Source organism: Pannonibacter sp. I15F10I1 (assembly GCF_900185665.1).
In the GTDB taxonomy this organism is placed as follows: Bacteria; Pseudomonadota; Alphaproteobacteria; order Rhizobiales; family Stappiaceae; genus Pannonibacter; species Pannonibacter indicus.
The window spans coordinates 100,879-117,887 of the sequence record NZ_FYAN01000002.1 but is presented as its reverse complement, the minus strand read 5'-3'; the positions used below and the strand labels follow the sequence as shown (position 1 = coordinate 117,887).

15 protein-coding genes and 1 tRNA gene are annotated in these 17,009 nt (G+C 62.6%); 11 read left to right on the top strand and 5 right to left on the bottom strand.

Going from position 1 to position 17,009, the window contains the following annotated elements; translation table 11 throughout:
• Positions 1-13: 13 nt before the first annotated feature.
• Positions 14-952 carry an ABC transporter substrate-binding protein gene (locus tag IF10I1_RS00475; RefSeq protein WP_186415593.1) on the top strand — a complete coding sequence of 313 codons (939 nt, stop codon included), beginning with the start codon at positions 14-16 and terminating at the stop codon, positions 950-952.
• A 203-nt stretch (positions 953-1,155) separates the two neighbouring features.
• On the opposite strand, the gene IF10I1_RS00470 is transcribed toward IF10I1_RS00475, so the two are convergent.
• The 3 genes from IF10I1_RS00470 to IF10I1_RS00460 all read right to left on the bottom strand — a co-directional run bounded on the left by IF10I1_RS00470 (position 1,156) and on the right by IF10I1_RS00460 (position 5,561).
• Positions 1,156-3,330 carry a CHASE2 domain-containing protein gene (locus IF10I1_RS00470; protein WP_208977529.1) on the bottom strand — a complete coding sequence of 725 codons (2,175 nt, stop codon included), beginning with the start codon at positions 3,328-3,330 and terminating at the stop codon, positions 1,156-1,158.
• A gap of 139 nt (positions 3,331-3,469) precedes the next feature.
• Entirely contained in the window at positions 3,470-4,360 is an 891-nt protein-coding gene (gene rpoH / locus IF10I1_RS00465; RefSeq protein ID WP_050472491.1) for an RNA polymerase sigma factor RpoH, read from the bottom strand.
• Positions 4,361-4,535: 175 nt separating this feature from the next.
• The gene (locus tag IF10I1_RS00460; protein WP_050472492.1) at positions 4,536-5,561 is read right to left on the bottom strand and encodes an RluA family pseudouridine synthase; all 1,026 of its coding nucleotides are present in this window, start codon (positions 5,559-5,561) and stop codon (positions 4,536-4,538) included.
• Between IF10I1_RS00460 and IF10I1_RS00455 the strand changes: the two genes are divergently transcribed.
• A complete protein-coding gene (locus IF10I1_RS00455; protein ID WP_094463758.1) occupies positions 5,560-5,937 on the top strand; it encodes a DUF6476 family protein in 378 nt (125 codons plus the stop codon). The two genes, IF10I1_RS00460 and IF10I1_RS00455, sit on opposite strands and share 2 nt — an antisense overlap.
• A gap of 116 nt (positions 5,938-6,053) precedes the next feature.
• Positions 6,054-6,128: transfer RNA gene (locus IF10I1_RS00450), tRNA-Glu, on the top strand.
• A gap of 139 nt (positions 6,129-6,267) precedes the next feature.
• Here the strand turns inward: IF10I1_RS00450 and IF10I1_RS00445 are convergent.
• Together IF10I1_RS00445 and IF10I1_RS00440 are read right to left on the bottom strand one after the other, a co-directional pair.
• Positions 6,268-7,446, bottom strand: coding sequence for a hypothetical protein (locus IF10I1_RS00445; protein ID WP_152967505.1), 1,179 nt, complete (start codon positions 7,444-7,446; stop codon positions 6,268-6,270).
• Between the two features lie 120 nt (positions 7,447-7,566).
• Positions 7,567-8,199: a DUF1134 domain-containing protein gene (locus IF10I1_RS00440; protein ID WP_186391785.1), complete on the bottom strand. Its 633-nt coding sequence runs from the start codon at positions 8,197-8,199 to the stop codon at positions 7,567-7,569.
• A gap of 341 nt (positions 8,200-8,540) precedes the next feature.
• On the opposite strand from IF10I1_RS00440, the gene IF10I1_RS00435 reads away from it, so the two are divergent.
• The 8 genes from IF10I1_RS00435 to IF10I1_RS00400 all read left to right on the top strand — a co-directional run bounded on the left by IF10I1_RS00435 (position 8,541) and on the right by IF10I1_RS00400 (position 16,871).
• Positions 8,541-8,978: a YHS domain-containing (seleno)protein gene (locus tag IF10I1_RS00435; RefSeq protein ID WP_186391786.1), complete on the top strand. Its 438-nt coding sequence runs from the start codon at positions 8,541-8,543 to the stop codon at positions 8,976-8,978.
• Positions 8,979-9,081: 103 nt separating this feature from the next.
• Positions 9,082-9,723 (top strand): histidine phosphotransferase ChpT, encoded by a 642-nt coding sequence (chpT, locus tag IF10I1_RS00430; RefSeq protein WP_050472496.1) that lies wholly within the window; start codon positions 9,082-9,084, stop codon positions 9,721-9,723.
• Between the two features lie 133 nt (positions 9,724-9,856).
• The gene (locus tag IF10I1_RS00425) at positions 9,857-12,619 is read left to right on the top strand and encodes a chemotaxis protein CheW (protein WP_050472497.1); all 2,763 of its coding nucleotides are present in this window, start codon (positions 9,857-9,859) and stop codon (positions 12,617-12,619) included.
• Positions 12,616-13,095: a chemotaxis protein CheW gene (locus IF10I1_RS00420; RefSeq protein ID WP_050472498.1), complete on the top strand. Its 480-nt coding sequence runs from the start codon at positions 12,616-12,618 to the stop codon at positions 13,093-13,095. Before IF10I1_RS00425 ends, IF10I1_RS00420 begins: the two co-directional genes overlap by 4 nt.
• 43 nt (positions 13,096-13,138) lie before the next feature.
• Positions 13,139-13,504: a PleD family two-component system response regulator gene (locus tag IF10I1_RS00415; RefSeq protein WP_026355815.1), complete on the top strand. Its 366-nt coding sequence runs from the start codon at positions 13,139-13,141 to the stop codon at positions 13,502-13,504.
• Between the two features lie 21 nt (positions 13,505-13,525).
• A complete protein-coding gene (locus IF10I1_RS00410) occupies positions 13,526-14,722 on the top strand; it encodes a chemotaxis response regulator protein-glutamate methylesterase (RefSeq protein ID WP_050472499.1) in 1,197 nt (398 codons plus the stop codon).
• On the top strand, positions 14,719-15,594 hold the full coding sequence (locus IF10I1_RS00405) for a protein-glutamate O-methyltransferase CheR (RefSeq protein WP_186391787.1): 876 nt from the start codon (positions 14,719-14,721) through the stop codon (positions 15,592-15,594). The genes IF10I1_RS00410 and IF10I1_RS00405 overlap by 4 nt, the downstream gene beginning before the upstream one ends.
• Before the next feature lie 290 nt (positions 15,595-15,884).
• Positions 15,885-16,871, top strand: a complete 987-nt coding sequence (locus IF10I1_RS00400; protein WP_208977553.1) for an MBL fold metallo-hydrolase — start codon at positions 15,885-15,887, stop codon at positions 16,869-16,871.
• The last annotated feature ends 138 nt before the right edge of the window (positions 16,872-17,009 follow it).

Here is a 17,009-nt window from a genome sequence, read left to right as displayed (position 1 = left end):
TGGGAGACCCCGCATGAAACGCATTCTCGCGCTGTCGCTGGCCGCTGTTCTGGCCACTGCTGCCCCCGCTTCGGCGGCGGACAAGCTGACCGTTCTGCTCGACTGGTTCGTCAATCCGGACCACGCACCGCTGGTGGTGGCCAAGCAGAAGGGTTTCTTTGAAGCCGAAGGGCTTGATGTGGACCTGATCGAGCCGGCCGATCCGGCGATGCCGCCGAAGCTGGTGGCGGCCGGGCAGGGGGATATTGCCGTGTCCTACCAGCCGACGCTCCATGCCCAGATCAGCGAAGGCATGCCGCTGAAGTGGATCGGCACGCTGGTGGAGACGCCGCTGAACACGCTGATCGTGCTGGAGGATGGCCCCATCAAGACGCTGGCGGACCTCAAGGGCAAGAAGATCGGCTTCTCCGTCTCCGGCTTCGAGGATGCGATGCTCGGCCAGATGCTGCGCTCGCAGGGGCTTTCGATCGAGGACGTGGAGCTCATCAACGTCAACTTCGCCCTGTCGCCGTCCCTGATGACGGGTCAGGTGGATGCGGTGATCGGCGGATACCGCAATTTCGAGCTCACGCAGATCGAACTGGAAGGCAAGAAGGGCAAGGCCTTCTACCCGGAAGAGAATGGCGTGCCCATCTTCGACGAGCTGATCTACGTGGCTGCGAAGGACAAGACCGGAGACCCGCGCTATGTCCGTTTCCTCGCTGCAGTGGAGAAGGCAACGGTTTATCTGACCAACCATCCGCAGGACTCGTGGGAGGCTTTCATCGCGGCTTATCCGAACCTTGATGACGAGCTGAACCGCCGCGCCTGGGGAGACACGCTGCCGCGTTTCGCCAAGCGCCCGGCAGCTCTGGATGCCGGCCGCTATCAGCGCTTTGCCGAGTTCCTGCATGAAAACAAGCTGATCACCAGCGTGCCGCCGGTGGAGGATTATACGGCGGAGCTGCGGTGACGGCCAAGAAAACGCCTATCTATCCGTCGTCATCCCGGCCTTGAGCCGGGACCGGTGAGCCGGGGCGAAAGTTGGTTGCGCCAAGGAGCCAGAGCCGAGAGGCCTTGGCTCACCGGTCCCGGATCGCGCGGCGCGCGTCCGGGATGACGATGGAGAGGTGTTCGGGACACCTGAGTTTGCTTACCCCCCAACCTTCCCGCAGTTCACGCCGCCGCTGTTTCGAGCTGTTCGGCCCGTTCGGCGAGCCGGTCGTAGAAGGCGGTGAGTTCCGGCGGGGCGGCGTTGCGGCAGTCGGCCAGGGCGGCAGCGGCGGCTTCCGGTTTGCGGTTGTCGAGGGCATCCATCAGCTTCATGTGATGCAGCTCGAGTGTCCGGAAGGCCTCGCTGCGCCGCAGTTCCCGATCACCGATCAGCGCGAAGAGCTTCACAGGCCGGGACTTGCCCTTGAGCGGAATGGCACCAGCCTCCAGATAGGCAAGATCTGGAGCCTGCGCCCGGGTGTCTTCCGAGACGACGAGATCGGCGCCGACGCTCTTGCAGCTGGATTCGATCCGGCTTGCCACGTTCACCGCGTCACCAATCACTGAGTAGTTGAAGCGGCGCGAGGAGCCCATGTTGCCGACGCAGGCCTCGCCGGTGTTGAGGCCAATGCCGATCTGCACGGTCTGGGTCTTGAAATTGCGCGCCTTGAAGCCGAAGGCATCTTCCGCATTCAGCTGGTCCACCACGTCCAGCATCTTCAGGCTGGCCGCGCAGGCCATGGCGGCGTGGTTTTCCACCCGGACGGGCGCGTTCCAGAAGGCCATGATGCTGTCGCCGATATACTTGTCGATGGTGCCGCCATGGGCCTGGATGGCATCGCTGAGCGGGGACAGCAGTGTATTGAGGAAATGCACCAGCTCCGTCGGCGTCAGCTGTTCGGAAATGGGGGTGAAGCCGCGCACATCCATGAAGAGGATGGTCATGGGCCTCAGTTCCCCGCCCAGAACCAGCTGGTCCGGCTGCTGTTCCAGCTGGCTGACCAGATCCGGCGAGAGATACTGGCTGAAGGCCTGGCGCACGAAGCGTTTCTCCCGGTCCGTCATCACATAGAGCATGGAGGTGCCGATGGCGAAGACGACGAAGGCGGTGATCGAGGGATAGAGCCCGTCGATCAGAAGGCCGTTCTGGACGAAAAGCAGCAGGGAGCCACCGAACATCAGGACGGTGAGACAAACGGCAGCAGCGCCGGTGATCAGACCTCCGGTCAGCGGCAGAAGCGCGACAAGGACGAGGCCGGCGAGCAGAACGGCAATGATTTCCGCGCCCTCCGCCCAGTCCGGCCGGGAGAGGAAGTTGCCGGAGATGATCTGCTCTGCGGCCTGCGCGTGGATCGATACGCCCGGCACCTGCTCGCCAAGGGGCGTGGAGCGGATATCGAACAGGCCGGCGGCAGAGGTGCCGATGAAGATGATCTGGCCATCGATCAGCGGCTGCACCTTGAGATGCTTCTGCGGATCGAGAAGATCGGCGACGGAGACATAGCGCTCGGGCCGGTTCCAGTCGTAATAAACCCAGAATTCGCCGGTTTCCGTCACCGGAACCGAGAAGCTGCCCACTCTGATCCCGTTGAGTGCTCCGCCCTTGCCAGTTTCATCCGCCCGCGTGATCAGCCCGGTTGCCCCCTGCGCCACGCGAAGGGCCTCCACCGCCAGGCTGGGGAAGACTTCGGTCCCGTCAGTCACCAGCAGCGGAATGCGGCGGACGATACCGCCCGTGTCATCGGCACTCAGCGATACGCTGCCGACGCCGCTCGCGGCCTCCTGCAGGGGCAGAATGGCGCCAAGAGCCGAGGCATAGGGCGCAAGCAGGCCGGCGGGGGAGGGGCCTACATGCGCCATGCCGGCCTTCAGTTGCGGCTGCTGCGGTGTGGCGGAAGGCAAAATTGCGAAGCCCAGGATGGAGGGGGCTTCTGCGAGGGCCTCCGCAAACAGCTCATCCGTATCCGGCAGCGACTTGAGCGCGGCCTTCAGATCCGGCGAGGCAGCGATGGAGCTTTCCGGCAGGCTGAGCGCCAGCTGCCGCGGCGAGGACCGGTCGGCTTCGGCAAAGATCACGTCGAAGGCGATGGCGGCGGCATCCATGCTGTTGAGCGTGTTGACGATTTCCGCCATCCGGTCCCGTGGCCAGGGCCACTGGCCGTAGAGCGCCAGAGAGGCATCGTCGATATCCACCACCCGCACCGGGCTGTCCTGATAGCCGCGAGGGGCCAGCCGCTGATAATAATCGAAGCTCAGTTCGCGCACGGCCTGCAGAAACGGCGGGTCGATGGCACGAATGCCTGCAAGGCTGGCCAATGCCGCCAGCGTGACGAGCGCGACCCGCGCCCGCTTGCCCATAAAGTGCCCAAACCCCACGCTGATGCAGCCTCCACCCTTTGCGGCGCGTCCAGCCGCAGTCTGCCACGTTAGAAAAGCAAAAAACGGGACGCAAGTGCGCGTCCCGTTTCATCAAATGCCATTGATGCTGGAAAACAAGTCAGGCCGGAGTTGCCGTCTCCATTTCGCGGGCGCTCTTCTGCACCGCCTTCTGCACCTTTTCAAAGGCGCGCACCTCGATCTGGCGCACGCGCTCGCGGCTGACGCCGAACTCGGTGGAGAGGTCTTCCAGCGTGATCGGATCTTCCGACAGGCGGCGGGCCTCGAAGATGCGGCGCTCGCGGTCATTGAGAACCGACATGGCATTGCCCAGCAGCTTGCGGCGCATGTCCAGCTCTTCCTGGTCGGCGAGGATCGTCTCCTGGCTTTCGCTTTCGTCCACCAGCCAATCCTGCCATTCGCCGGAATCGGCCTCCGCAGCCCGGATCGGCGCGTTCAGCGAGGCGTCACCAGCCAGACGGCGGTTCATGGAGATCACGTCTTCTTCCGGCACGCCCAGTTTGGTGGCGATGGCCTGCACCTGATCCGGCTTCAGATCACCCTCTTCCAGCGCCTGGATGCGGCCCTTGAGGCGGCGCAGGTTGAAGAACAGGCGCTTCTGATTGGCGGTGGTGCCCATTTTCACCAGCGACCAGGACCGCAGGATATATTCCTGGATCGCGGCCTTGATCCACCACATGGCATAGGTGGCGAGGCGGAAGCCTTTTTCGGGCTCGAAGCGCTTGACGGCCTGCATAAGGCCAACGTTGCCTTCGGATACGACTTCGCCGAGCGGCAAGCCATAGCCACGGTAGCCCATGGCAATCTTGGCGACGAGACGCAGGTGCGAGGTTACGAGCCTTTCGGCGGCAGCAGGGTCTTCATGCTCGCGGTAGCGCTTGGCGAGCATGTATTCTTCCTGCGGTTCCAGCATGGGGAACCGGCGGATTTCGTCGAGATAGCGGCTGAGGCCGCCTTCGCCTGCCGTCAGCACCGGAATGTTCTGGGCCATGAAATGCGCCCCCTTTCCTAAAACCTTCTGCGTTCCCCTACCGGACGTCTGGCAGCACCGCTTGTGCTGCTGCTCAGGGCAAACGCTTCTATGTGGCATCCGTTCCCGGATCGCCTTCAGGTTCAAGATATAAGGAAGATCTTGCCGAAAACAGGACCGTAAAGGGGGCTGAAACCTAAAATTTTCGTAATGCTTCAAGAAGCGTGGCGAAATCCTCGGGCATCTCGCTTTCAAAATACAGCGTTTCGCCATTGACCGGATGCTCGAAGGCAAGGACGCCGGCATGCAGCGCCTGACGGGGAAACTCAAGGACAGCGCTGCGCAGGGGCTCGGGAAGCGGGTTAGCCTTGGTCTTGAAACCGGCGCCGTAAACCTGATCGCCAATGAGCGGCAGGCCGATATGGGCCATGTGCACACGGATCTGGTGGGTGCGGCCCGTCTCCAGCCGGCATTCCATCAGCGAGGCCAGCGGCGGCTGATCCACCGGGCCGAAGCGCTCGATCACCTGCCAGTGGGTGATGGCCTCACGGCCGCCCTTGCGCACCACGGTCATCTTCTGCCGGTTGCTTTCCGAACGGGCCAGATTGGCTTCGATGGTGCCGCGCAGGGCACCGGGTCCGCCCCAGACCAGGGCCAGATAGGCGCGCTCCAGCGGGCCGGTGCGGCCGTGGTCGGCAAACTGCTCCGACAGGCCCTGATGGGCAATATCGGTCTTGGCGACGACCAGAAGTCCCGACGTGTCCTTGTCGAGACGGTGGACGATGCCGGGGCGCTTGACGCCGCCGATGCCGGACAGGCTGTCGCCGCAATGGGCAATCAGCGCATTGACCAGCGTGCCGGTCCAGTTGCCCGCTCCCGGATGCACGACGAGCCCGGCCGGCTTGTCGATGACGATGAGGGCATCATCCTCGTAGACGATGTCGAGCGGGATGTCCTCGCCCTGCGGCTCGGGATCCTCCGGCTCGGGCATGGTCAGGCTCAGGCGGTCGCCCTCATGCACCTTGTGCTTGGGCTCTTCGACGGTCTTGCCGTTGACCTGCACCTCGCCACCCTTGATAAGGGCCTGTACCCGGTTGCGGCTGAGGCCTTCCAGCTTCGCGGCCATGACGGCATCGAGGCGCTTGCCTGCATCTTCTTCAGAAGCGATAAAGCCGGATGCCCCATCCAGCCCCTGCGGCGCCTGAGGAGAAGTATCGTTCATGACCAATTCCGCCTTCAAAGACCGGGATGTGGAGACCAGCACACATGAGGAGGAAGCTCCTCTGGACCCCGCCGTGCTGCGGGTTCAGACGCGCCTGCGCCGCCTCATGGCGGGCTCCACGCTGATCATGTTCGCCGGATTTGCCGCTCTCTTCGCAGTAATCGTGTACAAGGTCAATTCCGTGGGCAAGGAAAACAGCGGCGTTGCCCTGCCGGAGACGGTGAAACTGGGGGCAGGGGCCGAGGTGCTGGGCCTTTCGCCGGGGGCGGATGGCCGCCTCATCCTGCTGGTGCGGCAGGAGGGCGCGTCCCAGCTGGTGCATCTGGACGCCTCATCCGGCGAAATCCTGGGCCGCACGAAGCTGCTGGCGGAGTGAATGCTCCGGTCCGGAAGCCGGGGAAGGTGTTTTTCCCCGGCGGATCAGAACTTTGCCCTTGCATGGCTCTGCTGTTGAGCCTATATGAGCGGCCTCGCAGCACGATTGCTGCTGGCGCTCCCATCGTCTAGCGGTCAGGACGCCGCCCTCTCACGGCGGAAACAGGGGTTCGATTCCCCTTGGGAGTACCAAGCTCTTCCCTCACATGATGGATATGAGACCACACAGCGTTACGCGCTGCGTGTGGGCTTTGGCGTGTTTCATCCGGGGATGTCAGTTTCCAGACGTCAACAGCAAGGCAGGCCTCGGCCAGGTTGCCTCAGCCGAACCTCAGGCGACGACCTTCTTTTGCGGGTCTGCAGGGGCAGATGCAGGCGTTGCCGTGACGGCCGAGGGGGCTGTTGCAGCTTGGGCCGCCTGCTGCTGGCTGGCGGCGGCAGCGCTGGCACGTACGATCTTGCCGGCAAGCTGCGCCGGGCTGAGCTGCGTTGGCTGTGCCGGCTTGGCAGCTGCCTTCTTGCGCGTCTTGGCCGGCTGGGGAGCGGCCGGGGCTGGGGCTGGGGCTGGGGTTGGCCGCGCTGCGGGCGCCGCAGCCGTGCCGCCCGTCATGGCTTTGGTGATGGACTTAAGCTCGCTGCGAAGATCCTGGACCGTCGTGCTGGACGCCAGTTCGCTGCGCAGCCGCAGGTTCTCGCCGCGCACGCGGGTGAGTGCGCGCTCCTGCGCCGCCGTGCGGGCCGCCAGCCTGGCTTTCTCCGTCTCTGCCGCCTGAAGTTCGCTGTCGAGCCGTGTCATCAGCGTCTCGGGCTTTGCACCGGCCATGTCCAGATGCAGGCTCAGGCGCGCAATGTCGGCCTGGGCGGCGATCAGATCGGCTTCCTTGTCGAGAAGGCGGGCTTCCAGCTGGGCAATCGTCTTGCGCAATGCACTGCCGTCGGCATCCGGTTCCATCTGGCTGGCGAGTGCGCCGCCCCGGAAGGCCTCAAGCTGGCGCTTCATCGTGGCAATCTGCGCTTCCAGCGAGGTGATGGTGGCGAGCGCTGCTGTATCTGCCGTGCCGGTCAGTTCGGGCGCTTCGGCCTCGAAGGTCTTTTCCAGAAGGGCGGAGTAACGGGCGCCCAGTTCGGAGAGGGCGTCCTTCAGGCGGGCTGAATCGCGGCGTTCGGCCTCAAGCTGCTCCTCCAGCGCCTTGTCCTGGCGCAGCTGGGCGTGATGCTCGCGCTCCAGCGCCAGCTGGGCGGGCAGTGCGCGTCCGGCCTCGGCACGGAGCCGGGTGCTTTCTTCCTTGAGCCTTGAAAGTTCCCGCTCCAGGCGGCGCAGTTCCACGGCATGTTCGGCGCGCAGCGTGTCACGCGCGGCCATGATCTCGCGGTAGCTGGTTGGCGTGGTGGCCAGCACCGCTTCACGTGTCAGGCGCACGGCGCGTTTCCACACGGCAGACAGAACAGCAAGGCCCAGCAGACTGGCTGCCAGGAACCCCAGAAGTCCATACATTGCCGCTTCGATCACACGCCGTCTCGCTGGTTCTGAAGTCTGTTCTGCTGCCAGTTACCTTCATCAATACCGCAGCAGAAAGGGCAGGCCAAGAGGCCCGCCCTGAAAAGCTGCCGTTCAGATAACTTCCGCAGATCAGAAAGGATTCCAGGTCGGGCGCTGGGTGAATTTGAGGTAGCCCATGTTGACGCCGAGGCGGGCGCCGACGCCGGCCCGCACGGGCACGACATAGATGTTGTTATAGGCAAGCACCGTCATGCCGAAGCCGCCGACGAGATAGGCCGAGCCATTGACGCCGACATAGCGGCGGTAAATGTCCTCCACCACCGGCAGATTGTAGATCAGCATCATGACGCGGGCGCCGTCGCCGCCGAAGTCCCAGCCGATCGACGGGCCCTGCCAGAAGATCTTGTGATTGCCTGCATTGCGGGTGTAGAGGTCGCCCTCGCCGTAACGCGCACCGGCAACGATCGCGCCAGACCCTTCCTCGCCTAGAATGTAGCCGTTGGGCTCGCCATACTGGCTGATGGCCTTCTCAATGACCGAGGCAAGGCCGCCAGAGATTTCACCGAAGAAGCGATGGCCGGCGTCCAGAATTTCCTGCTGGTTATAGCTGCCGCCCGGAGGTGACCCCTGGGCCAAAGCGGCCCCTGAGCGGCCCATGAGGGCAGTACTCGCGACCGAGCCGAGCATGAAGCCCATCAACGCGCGCCGGCTGATCGGGCGGCCTTCGCTGGAGCTGGTTCCGGAAGCCTTGTTGTCTGCCATCTTGGTGTTTCTCCAAACTTAAAATTCACAGCCATGCGGCTGAAGCTATTCTCTCTTCAAAGCCTGACCTGACGCTTGCGCCGCACACGGCATGCGCGGGGGGAGAGGGGCAGGCGCCATACCGGACAAACGCGCAATCACCTTTGCAGTTCCAGGTTCATTGTCCGTGCCGCCCGTCACTGTTTTCGCTTTGCCTCACTCCGGACGTGTCCCGGTTGGAACGGAACAGGCATTTCGTAGTATGAAGACCAAGCGCTCGAATCATGGCAGCAGGACCCGAATCAATGTCAGAATTTACCTTGAATCTGACAAGGTTATGGCTTCCGGCCAAGCAATTCGCCATGGCGGCCGTTTTCTTTGCGCTCAGTGCCGGTGGTGCTCCTGCCCGCCCGGATTTCTATCTGGCCGATCCGGTCACGGCCTATGCCATTGGCGGCTATGATCCTGTCGCATTTTTTGTCGACGGCTATCCGCGGCTTGGCGACCGCCGGATCGAACTGTCCTGGCGCGGCGTGCGGTGGCTGTTCGTCAACGAGGGCAACAAGGCTGCCTTCGAGCGCGATCCGGAGGTCTATGCCCCGCAATATGGCGGCTGCGGCGCCTATGCGCTGGTGGAGGGCTATGCGACGGCAGGCAATCCGGCCATCTTTGCGGTGGTTGAGAGTCGGCTTTATTTCTTTCATACGGCGGTCAACCGCTACCTGTTCCTGACCTCTCTCGAGACCTCCGTCGAGGTGGCGGCGGCAAATGCCCTTAAAACTGGCTGTTTGCTGCCCTGAAAGGACTGCATTCCCTTGGCAGGGCCTGCTTGCCTGTGTAACGCTTTGGTACATTTTCTCGAATCATGTCTGCAGCTGGCCAGATCTGGAGCTTTGTCCGTCCATGTCCGAAATGAAAGATCTTACCTCCCTCGACCTCTCGGCCCTGGTGTCCAGCCGTATCTGTCACGACATCATCTCGCCGGTGGGGGCTATCATCAACGGGCTTGAGGTGCTGGACGAGGACGGCTCCGGCGACATGCGCGAATTCGCCATGGAACTGATCCGCAAGAGCGCGCGTCAGGCCTCCGCAAAGCTGCAGTTTGCCCGCCTTGCCTTTGGCGCGGCTGGCTCTGCCGGGGCAGAAATTGATCTGGGCGATGCCCAGTCCGTGGCGGGCGCGCTCATGGAGAACGAGAAGTCAAATCTCAACTGGCAGATTGACCGGCAGTTGATGCCGAAGAACTTGGTTAAGCTTTTGCTAAACTTGCTTCTGATCGCCAATCAATGCGTGCCGCGCGGGGGCGAGATCACCGTTTCGATGACCGGCCAGCCTGCCAGCCCGTCCTTCGAATTGACCGCAAAGGGCGTGAATCCGCGGATTCCGTTGGGCATGCAGGCGACACTGTCGGGTGAGGAGCCCGAGCGCGTCGATGCGCACTCCGTGCAGCCGATTTATACTGTTCTGCTGGCGCGTGAATGCGGCATGAAGATTGATATTGTCAAAGACGACGAGGGCGTAAGGCTTACCGCAACTCAGGTATAGAAATCACTGGCAGGAAGCTGAACCCGCTTCAGTCTATCTTAACTGTTTAGGGCCAACCTCACGACATGGACATCCCGGTCCAGCCGTCCCTTCGGGGGCGCGGAACCAGTAACTAGTCGGGTGAGTGCAGGCCATGGACGACCTCCTCAGGGAATTTCTGACCGAGACCAGTGAGAGTCTCGATGTTGTGGACGTTGAGCTCGTCAAGTTCGAGCAAGAGCCAAACAACGCGACCATCCTGGACAACATTTTCCGGCTGGTTCACACCATCAAGGGCACGTGCGGCTTCCTCGGGCTGCCGCGCCTTGAAGGGATTGCCCATGCTGCCGAAACCCTCATGGGCAAGTTCCGTGACGGCGTTCCGGTGACGCCTGAAGCGGTGTCGCTCATTCTCAGCTCGATCGACCGGATCAAGGAGATCCTGGCCGACCTCGAAGCTGCAGAAGGCGAAGAGCCGCAGGGCGATGACAGCGATCTGATCTCCGAACTGGAGCGGATGTCGATGAGCGCGCAGACACCTGCGGCCGCGGCAGCTCCGGAGCCGGAGCCGGAACCGGCTGCCGAAGACATGCCGCTGCAGATCCTTGAGCGCCCCCTGCGCCCCGGTGAAGTTTCCCTTGATGAACTTGAGCGCGCATTCCGCGAGACCGAGACCGAGGTCGAGGTTGCTGCGGTTGAACCCGAGCCCGCCCCTGCACCCAAGGCCCCGGCTGCTGCTGCACCGGCTGCCGCCGAAGCCAAGCCTGCCAAGGCCCCGCGTGCGCCTGTTGCCCGTGATGACGACGGCGAGGACAAGGCTGACAAGAAGGCTGCTGCCGGCGGCGGTGTCTCCAACCAGTCCATCCGTGTCGCGGTTGAAACTCTTGAACACCTGATGACGATGGTGTCCGAGCTGGTGCTGACCCGTAACCAGCTGCTGGAAATTGTCCGCCGTCACGAAGACAGCGAATTCAAGGTGCCGCTGCAGCGTCTGTCCAACGTGACGGCCGAGCTGCAGGAAGGCGTCATGAAGACCCGCATGCAGCCTATCGGCAACGCCTGGCAGAAGCTGCCGCGCATCGTGCGCGACCTGAGCCAGGAACTGGAAAAGCCGATCGAACTGGAAATGATCGGCGCCGAGACGGAACTCGACCGTCAGGTCCTTGAGATGATCAAGGATCCGCTGACCCACATGGTCCGCAACTCCGCCGACCATGGCCTCGAAATGCCTGCGGCCCGCCGTGCAGCCGGAAAGCCGGAAAAGGGTATCATCACCCTGTCCGCTTACCATGAAGGCGGCCACATCATCATCGAGGTCAAGGACGACGGCCGCGGTCTCGATGTCGACAAGATCAAGGCAAAGGCAATCGAGCGCGGTATTTCGACCGAAGCCGAACTCGACAAGATGACCGATGCGCAGATCCATCGCTTCATCTTTGCCGCCGGCTTCTCCACCGCCGCTGCCGTCACCAGCGTCTCCGGCCGCGGCGTCGGCATGGACGTGGTGCGCAACAACATCGAGCTGATCGGTGGTACGGTTGACCTTCGCTCCACCCCGGGCAAGGGCTCCAGCTTCATCATCAAGATCCCGCTGACGCTCGCCATCGTCTCCACCCTGATCGTCGAGGCCAGCGGTGACCGTTTCGCGATCCCGCAGCTCTCCGTGGTCGAACTGGTCCGCGTGCAGACCAACTCCGAGCACCGTATCGAACGCATCAAGGACACGCCGGTTCTGCGCCTGCGCAACAAGCTGCTGCCGCTGCTGCATCTGTCGCAGCTGCTGGGCATCTACGAGGGCGAAAACGCAGAGAAGGCCATCGACGAGGACAACGGCTTCATCGTTGTCATGCAGGTCGGCAGCCAGACCTTCGGCGTCGTGGTGGATGGCGTCTTCCACACCGAGGAAATCGTGGTCAAGCCCATGTCCTCGATGCTGCGCAACCTCAACATGTTCTCCGGCAACACCATTCTGGGTGACGGCTCGGTGATCATGATCATCGATCCGAACGGCATCGCTTCGGCCATGGCCAGCCACGCTTCCAGCGCGGTTGCCGAGCAGAACGAAGAGCAGGAAGACGCACGGAGCCGTCTCGGCGAAGGCCAGAAGCCGATCTCGCTGCTGCTGTTCCGTGCAGGGGCTCCCGAGCCGAAGGCCGTGCCGCTGTCGCTGGTCACGCGTCTGGAAGAGTTCGAGGTCTCCAAGATCGAGCGTTCCAACGGCCGCGATCTGGTTCAGTACCGCGGTGCTCTCATGCCGCTCGTCTATGTCAACGAAGGCGATCACCACAAGACGGAAGGCACCCAGCCGATGCTGGTGTTCTCCGACAGCGGCCGCTCCATGGGCCTCGTCGTCGACGAGATCGTGGACATCGTTGAAGACCGCCTGAACATCGAGGTTGGCTCGGAGCGTCCGGGCATCCTGGGCTCGGCCGTCATCAAGGACCGCGCAACCGAAATCCTCGACCTCGGCTACTACCTGCCGCAGGCCTTCGAGGACTGGTTCATGCGCAAGGAGATGGACATCCGGTCGCTGACCAAGAAGATCCTCTTCGTCGACGACTCGGCCTTCTTCCGCAACATGCTGACGCCTGTCCTCAAGGCCGCCGGCTATGACGTCACCACCTGCACCGGTCCGGACGAAGCGTTCGAACTGCTGGAGAGCGGCGTCGAGTTCCAGGCCATTGTCAGCGACATCGAGATGCCGCGTGTCAACGGCTTCGAGTTCTGCGAAGCCCTGCGCCGCGATCCGCGCTTCCGCAAGATCCCGATCCTGGCCCTGTCGGCCATGGTCACGCCTGCATCCATCGAGCGCGGCCGTCAGGCAGGCTTTGATGACTATGTGGCAAAGTTCGACCGTCCGGGCCTGATCGCGGCCCTCAAGGATGTGTTCTCTGGTGAAATGGGAGTGGCCGCATGAGTGCCGTTGACCACAATCTCGCCGGTTCCGGCAGCGACATGATCCAGTACGTCACCGTGGTGATCGGTGGTCAGCTGTTCGGCCTGCCGATTTCCCAGGTGCATGACGTGTTCGTGCCGGAAAGCGTCACCCGCGTGCCGCTGTCTGCTCCGGAAGTGGCCGGTGTGCTGAACCTGCGCGGCCGGATCGTCACAGCCATCGACATGCGCCGCCGCCTGCATCTGCCGCCACGTCAGGACGGCCAGATGATGGCTGTCGGCATCGAATACAAGCACGAATCCTACGGGCTTGTGATCGATACGGTGGGTGAGGTGTTGACCCTGTCGGCCAAGACGGCGGAGCCGAACCCGCAGAACCTCGACAAGCGCTGGTCGGAAATCTCGGGTGGTGTGCACCGCCTGGATGGCCAGCTGATGGTGATCCTTGATGTAGAGCGCCTGCTCGGGGCGATGATGAGTGAGCCCATGGCCGCTTGAGGCCATGGATGCTCAGAACCCGGGTACTATGGAGAACAGGCAGATGAAACAGTGTCTTGTAGTGGACGACTCCAGCGTGATCCGCAAGGTCGCACGCCGGATTCTTGAGGACCTCCATTTCGAGATCACCGAAGCCGAGGATGGGCAGCAGGCGCTGGACGCCTGCCGCAACCAGATGCCTGACGCCATCCTGCTCGACTGGAACATGCCGGTCATGGATGGCCTCGAGTTTCTGACCAGCCTTCGCCGCGAGCCCGGCGGCGACAAGCCTGTCGTGGTCTTCTGCACGACGGAAAACGATGTAGCGCACATTGCCCGTGCCATCCGGGCCGGTGCGAACGAATACATCATGAAACCCTTCGACCGGGAAATCGTCGAGGCGAAATTCCAGGAAGTCGGTCTGATCTAACCCTTTCACAGGGCAGCCAGGATGGCATTTGCACAGACAAATCTTACCACGGGATCGACACCAAACACCGACCCCATCCGCGTGATGGTGGTTGATGATGCGGTGGTCATCCGTGGACTTCTCGGCCGTTGGCTGGATGCGGACCCGGCACTCGCCGTCGTCGCATCGCACCGGAACGGCAAGCTGGCTGTTGATGATATTCTGCGCAGCAACCCGGACGTTGTTGTGCTTGATATTGAAATGCCGGAAATGGACGGTTTGACGGCGCTGCCGCTCATGCTGGCCAAGAAGCGTGATCTTATCGTGGTCATGGCCTCAACGCTGACGCGCCGCAACGCCGAGATCTCTCTCAAGGCGCTGTCGCTGGGTGCTGCGGACTATGTGCCCAAACCGGAGAGCACCTCGGAACTGACCACTTCGGTCGACTTCCGCCGGGAGCTTCTGGACAAGGTCAAGGCGCTCGGAGAGCGTGCCCGCCGTATCAACAGCCGCGCCCGCGTCATGCGTGCAGAAACGGCCGCTGGACGTACGGCTTCGCAGGCGCCCGTGGGCGCGCTGGCGACCCGCCCGGCACTGGCAACCCGTGCTGAAGCACCGAAGCAGGGCCTGCAGACCAAGCCCTATTCGTCGGCCCGTCCGCGCATTCTGGCGATTGGCAGCTCGACCGGCGGCCCGCAGGCGCTGCAGCAGGTCATGCGCGATATCGGCCCGGTGATTGGCGACATTCCGGTGGTTGTGACGCAGCACATGCCGCCGACCTTCACGGCCATTCTCGCCGAACACATCGGCAAGGCCGCGATGCGCCCCTCCAAGGAAGGGCAGACAGGTGATGTGCTGCAGCCGGGCCATATTTATGTGGCGCCGGGTGGCAAGCACATGATCCTGGAAAAGGACGGGGGTGCGGTAAAGATCCGCCTGACGGATGATCCTCCGGTGAATTTCTGCAAACCTGCCGTCGATCCGATGTTTGACAGCGTTGCCAAGGCCTATGGCTCGGCAACACTGGCGCTCATCCTGACGGGTATGGGCTCGGACGGCGCGAATGGCGTGAAGACCATTTCAGCCGGTGGCGGCAGCATTATTACCCAGGACGAGGCTTCCAGTGTTGTCTGGGGCATGCCTGGGGCAGCTGCCAACACGGGCCTGTGCAGCGACATTCTGCCGCTCATGGAAATTGGACCCAAAATTGTGCGCGTGTTGAAGGGGACTATCCGATGACACCGGCCGAATATGAATTCCTCAAGCGCTTCCTGAAAGAGCGGTCCGGTCTGGTCTTGTCTGATGACAAGCAGTATCTGGTCGAGAGCCGTCTGGTGCCGGTGGCGCGCAAGAATGGCATTGACGGCCTGTCTGCGCTGGTGGGCTCGCTGCAGCGCGGCGGCAACGCCATGCTGGCCAATGCCGTGGTGGAAGCGATGACGACCAACGAGTCGTTCTTCTTCCGCGACAAGACGCCGTTCGATCATTTCACCAACATCATGCTGCCGGCGATGCTGCAAAACCGTGCCAGCAGCCGCAGCGTGCGCATCTGGTGTGCGGCTGCCTCCACCGGTCAGGAACCCTATTCCCTGGGGATCTGCCTGAAGGAGAACGCGGCCAAGGTTGCCGGCTGGCGGTTCCGCATCCTCGGCACCGATCTGTCCACGGAAGTGCTGGAGAAGGCCAAGACCGGCATCTACAGCCAGTTCGAGGTGCAGCGCGGCCTGCCGATCCAGATGCTGCTGAAGTATTTCTCGCAGCAGGGTGACCTGTGGCAGATCAACCCGGATCTGCGTGCCATGATCGAGTGGCGCAAGCTGAACCTTCTGGAGAATTTCAGCCACCTCGGCGAGTTCGACATCGTGTTCTGCCGCAACGTGCTGATCTATTTCGACCAGCAGACCAAGGTGGATATCCTGCACCGCATCGCCAAGATGATGCCGGATGACGGCTTCCTCGTCCTGGGCGCCGCCGAAACCGTGGTGGGCCTGACCGATGCCTTCCAGCCGGTGCCGGGCCAGCGTGGCCTCTATCAGCTCAAGCAGGCAGCCGCAAAGCCTGCGTCCCGCTTCGCCGCCGCTGGTGCAACGTCTGCCTTCGGCCTGAAGTAATACCAATGCTCGATGAGCTTGACTCATCGAGCATTGGGTAAGCCCGTGCGGCGCTTGAGCATTTTCAAGGCGTGATGCGTCAGCATCTCAGCGCCTTGGTATAAGCTGCCCGGATATCTCTTGTGCTGATGGCCGCCCTGGTTGGGCGGCCATTTGCTTTTCGTCTTCACGATCGCGTCAGATCACGGCCTTCTGCTTGATCTCAACCTGTGGTGCTCCAGTTTGTCAGGCGAGGCTTGGCACATTCAGTCTCAGGCCATGAACGACTGATCATTTGGAGAACCGGGATGATGGATCAGCCAGTTTCATTCAATCGCCGCCATATTCTGGCCGGAGGCGCCGCGGGTCTGACAGCCGCGGGCGCAGCGGGCCTCGGTCTGGGTCTTGCGCCGCTTCGCGCGCAGGCCGCAGCACCCATGCAGACGGAAGCCCTTCTTTCCGTCTCCCGCTTCAAGGTGGGCGCCTTCGAGGTGACGGCCCTTCTGGACGGGGCTGCGGTGAGCGAGGAGCCGCAGAAGACCTTCGGCATGAATGTGCCCGCCGAAGAGTTCAACGCGGTGTCCGAGGCCAATTTCCTGCCGGTGAACAAGTTCCGCAATTCCTTCACGCCCGTACTGGTCAATACCGGTGAGCAGCTGGTGCTGTTCGATACCGGTGTGGGTGAGGGCGGACGCCCGGACCGTGGCAACATGCGTGCTGCGCTGCAGGCCGCAGGCTACAGCCCCGAGCAGGTGGATATTGTGGTGCTGACCCATATGCACCCGGACCACATCGGCGGCATGCTGGAGGGCGGCAATCCCGCTTTCCCGAATGCGGTCTATGTTGCGGGCCAGGCCGAGTATGATTTCTGGGCCGCGCAGGATCCGGCCAGCAATGGCGTGGCCAAGCTGATGGAAACCCACGTCAAGCCTTTCGCCGAAAAGATGACCTTCATTGGTGACGGTGGCGCCGTGGTTTCCGGCATCACCGGCATGGATGCTGCCGGGCATACGCCGGGCCACATGATCTACAATCTGGAATCGGAAGGCCGGCGCCTGGTGCTGACCGCCGACATGACCAATCATTTCGTCTGGTCACTGGCCCATCCGGACTGGGAAGTCCGCTTCGACATGGACAAGGCCGCCGCAGCGGAAACGCGCCGCAAGGTGCTGGGCATGATTGCCGCTGACCGGGTGGCCTTCGCCGGTTATCACATGCCATTCCCCACCGTCGGCTTTGTCGAGACCAATGGCGATGGCTTCCGGTACGTGCCGGCCGCCTATCAGCTTAACCTGTAATACCGGCGCTCGATGAGATTGACTCATCGAGCGCCGGTTAAGCCCGTGCGGCGATTGAGCATTTCCAAGGCGTGATGCGTCAGCATCTCAGAGCCTTGGTATAAGGGAATCGGCCAGATCCCGAGGAAACCCGCGTCC

Coding starts and splice junctions, on each gene's coding strand:
- IF10I1_RS00470 (WP_208977529.1), bottom strand. CDS start 3,330: ATGGGCAAGCGGGCGCGGGTCGCGCTCGTCACGCTGGCGGCATTGGCC.
- IF10I1_RS00475 (WP_186415593.1), top strand. CDS start 14: ATGAAACGCATTCTCGCGCTGTCGCTGGCCGCTGTTCTGGCCACTGCT.
- IF10I1_RS00420 (WP_050472498.1), top strand. CDS start 12,616: ATGAGTGCCGTTGACCACAATCTCGCCGGTTCCGGCAGCGACATGATC.
- rpoH (WP_050472491.1), bottom strand. CDS start 4,360: ATGGCCCAGAACATTCCGGTGCTGACGGCAGGCGAAGGCGGCCTCAGC.
- IF10I1_RS00435 (WP_186391786.1), top strand. CDS start 8,541: ATGGCGGCCGTTTTCTTTGCGCTCAGTGCCGGTGGTGCTCCTGCCCGC.
- IF10I1_RS00460 (WP_050472492.1), bottom strand. CDS start 5,561: ATGAACGATACTTCTCCTCAGGCGCCGCAGGGGCTGGATGGGGCATCC.
- IF10I1_RS00440 (WP_186391785.1), bottom strand. CDS start 8,199: ATGGCAGACAACAAGGCTTCCGGAACCAGCTCCAGCGAAGGCCGCCCG.
- IF10I1_RS00410 (WP_050472499.1), top strand. CDS start 13,526: ATGGCATTTGCACAGACAAATCTTACCACGGGATCGACACCAAACACC.
- IF10I1_RS00425 (WP_050472497.1), top strand. CDS start 9,857: ATGGACGACCTCCTCAGGGAATTTCTGACCGAGACCAGTGAGAGTCTC.
- IF10I1_RS00455 (WP_094463758.1), top strand. CDS start 5,560: ATGACCAATTCCGCCTTCAAAGACCGGGATGTGGAGACCAGCACACAT.
- IF10I1_RS00405 (WP_186391787.1), top strand. CDS start 14,719: ATGACACCGGCCGAATATGAATTCCTCAAGCGCTTCCTGAAAGAGCGG.
- IF10I1_RS00415 (WP_026355815.1), top strand. CDS start 13,139: ATGAAACAGTGTCTTGTAGTGGACGACTCCAGCGTGATCCGCAAGGTC.
- chpT (WP_050472496.1), top strand. CDS start 9,082: ATGTCCGAAATGAAAGATCTTACCTCCCTCGACCTCTCGGCCCTGGTG.
- IF10I1_RS00400 (WP_208977553.1), top strand. CDS start 15,885: ATGGATCAGCCAGTTTCATTCAATCGCCGCCATATTCTGGCCGGAGGC.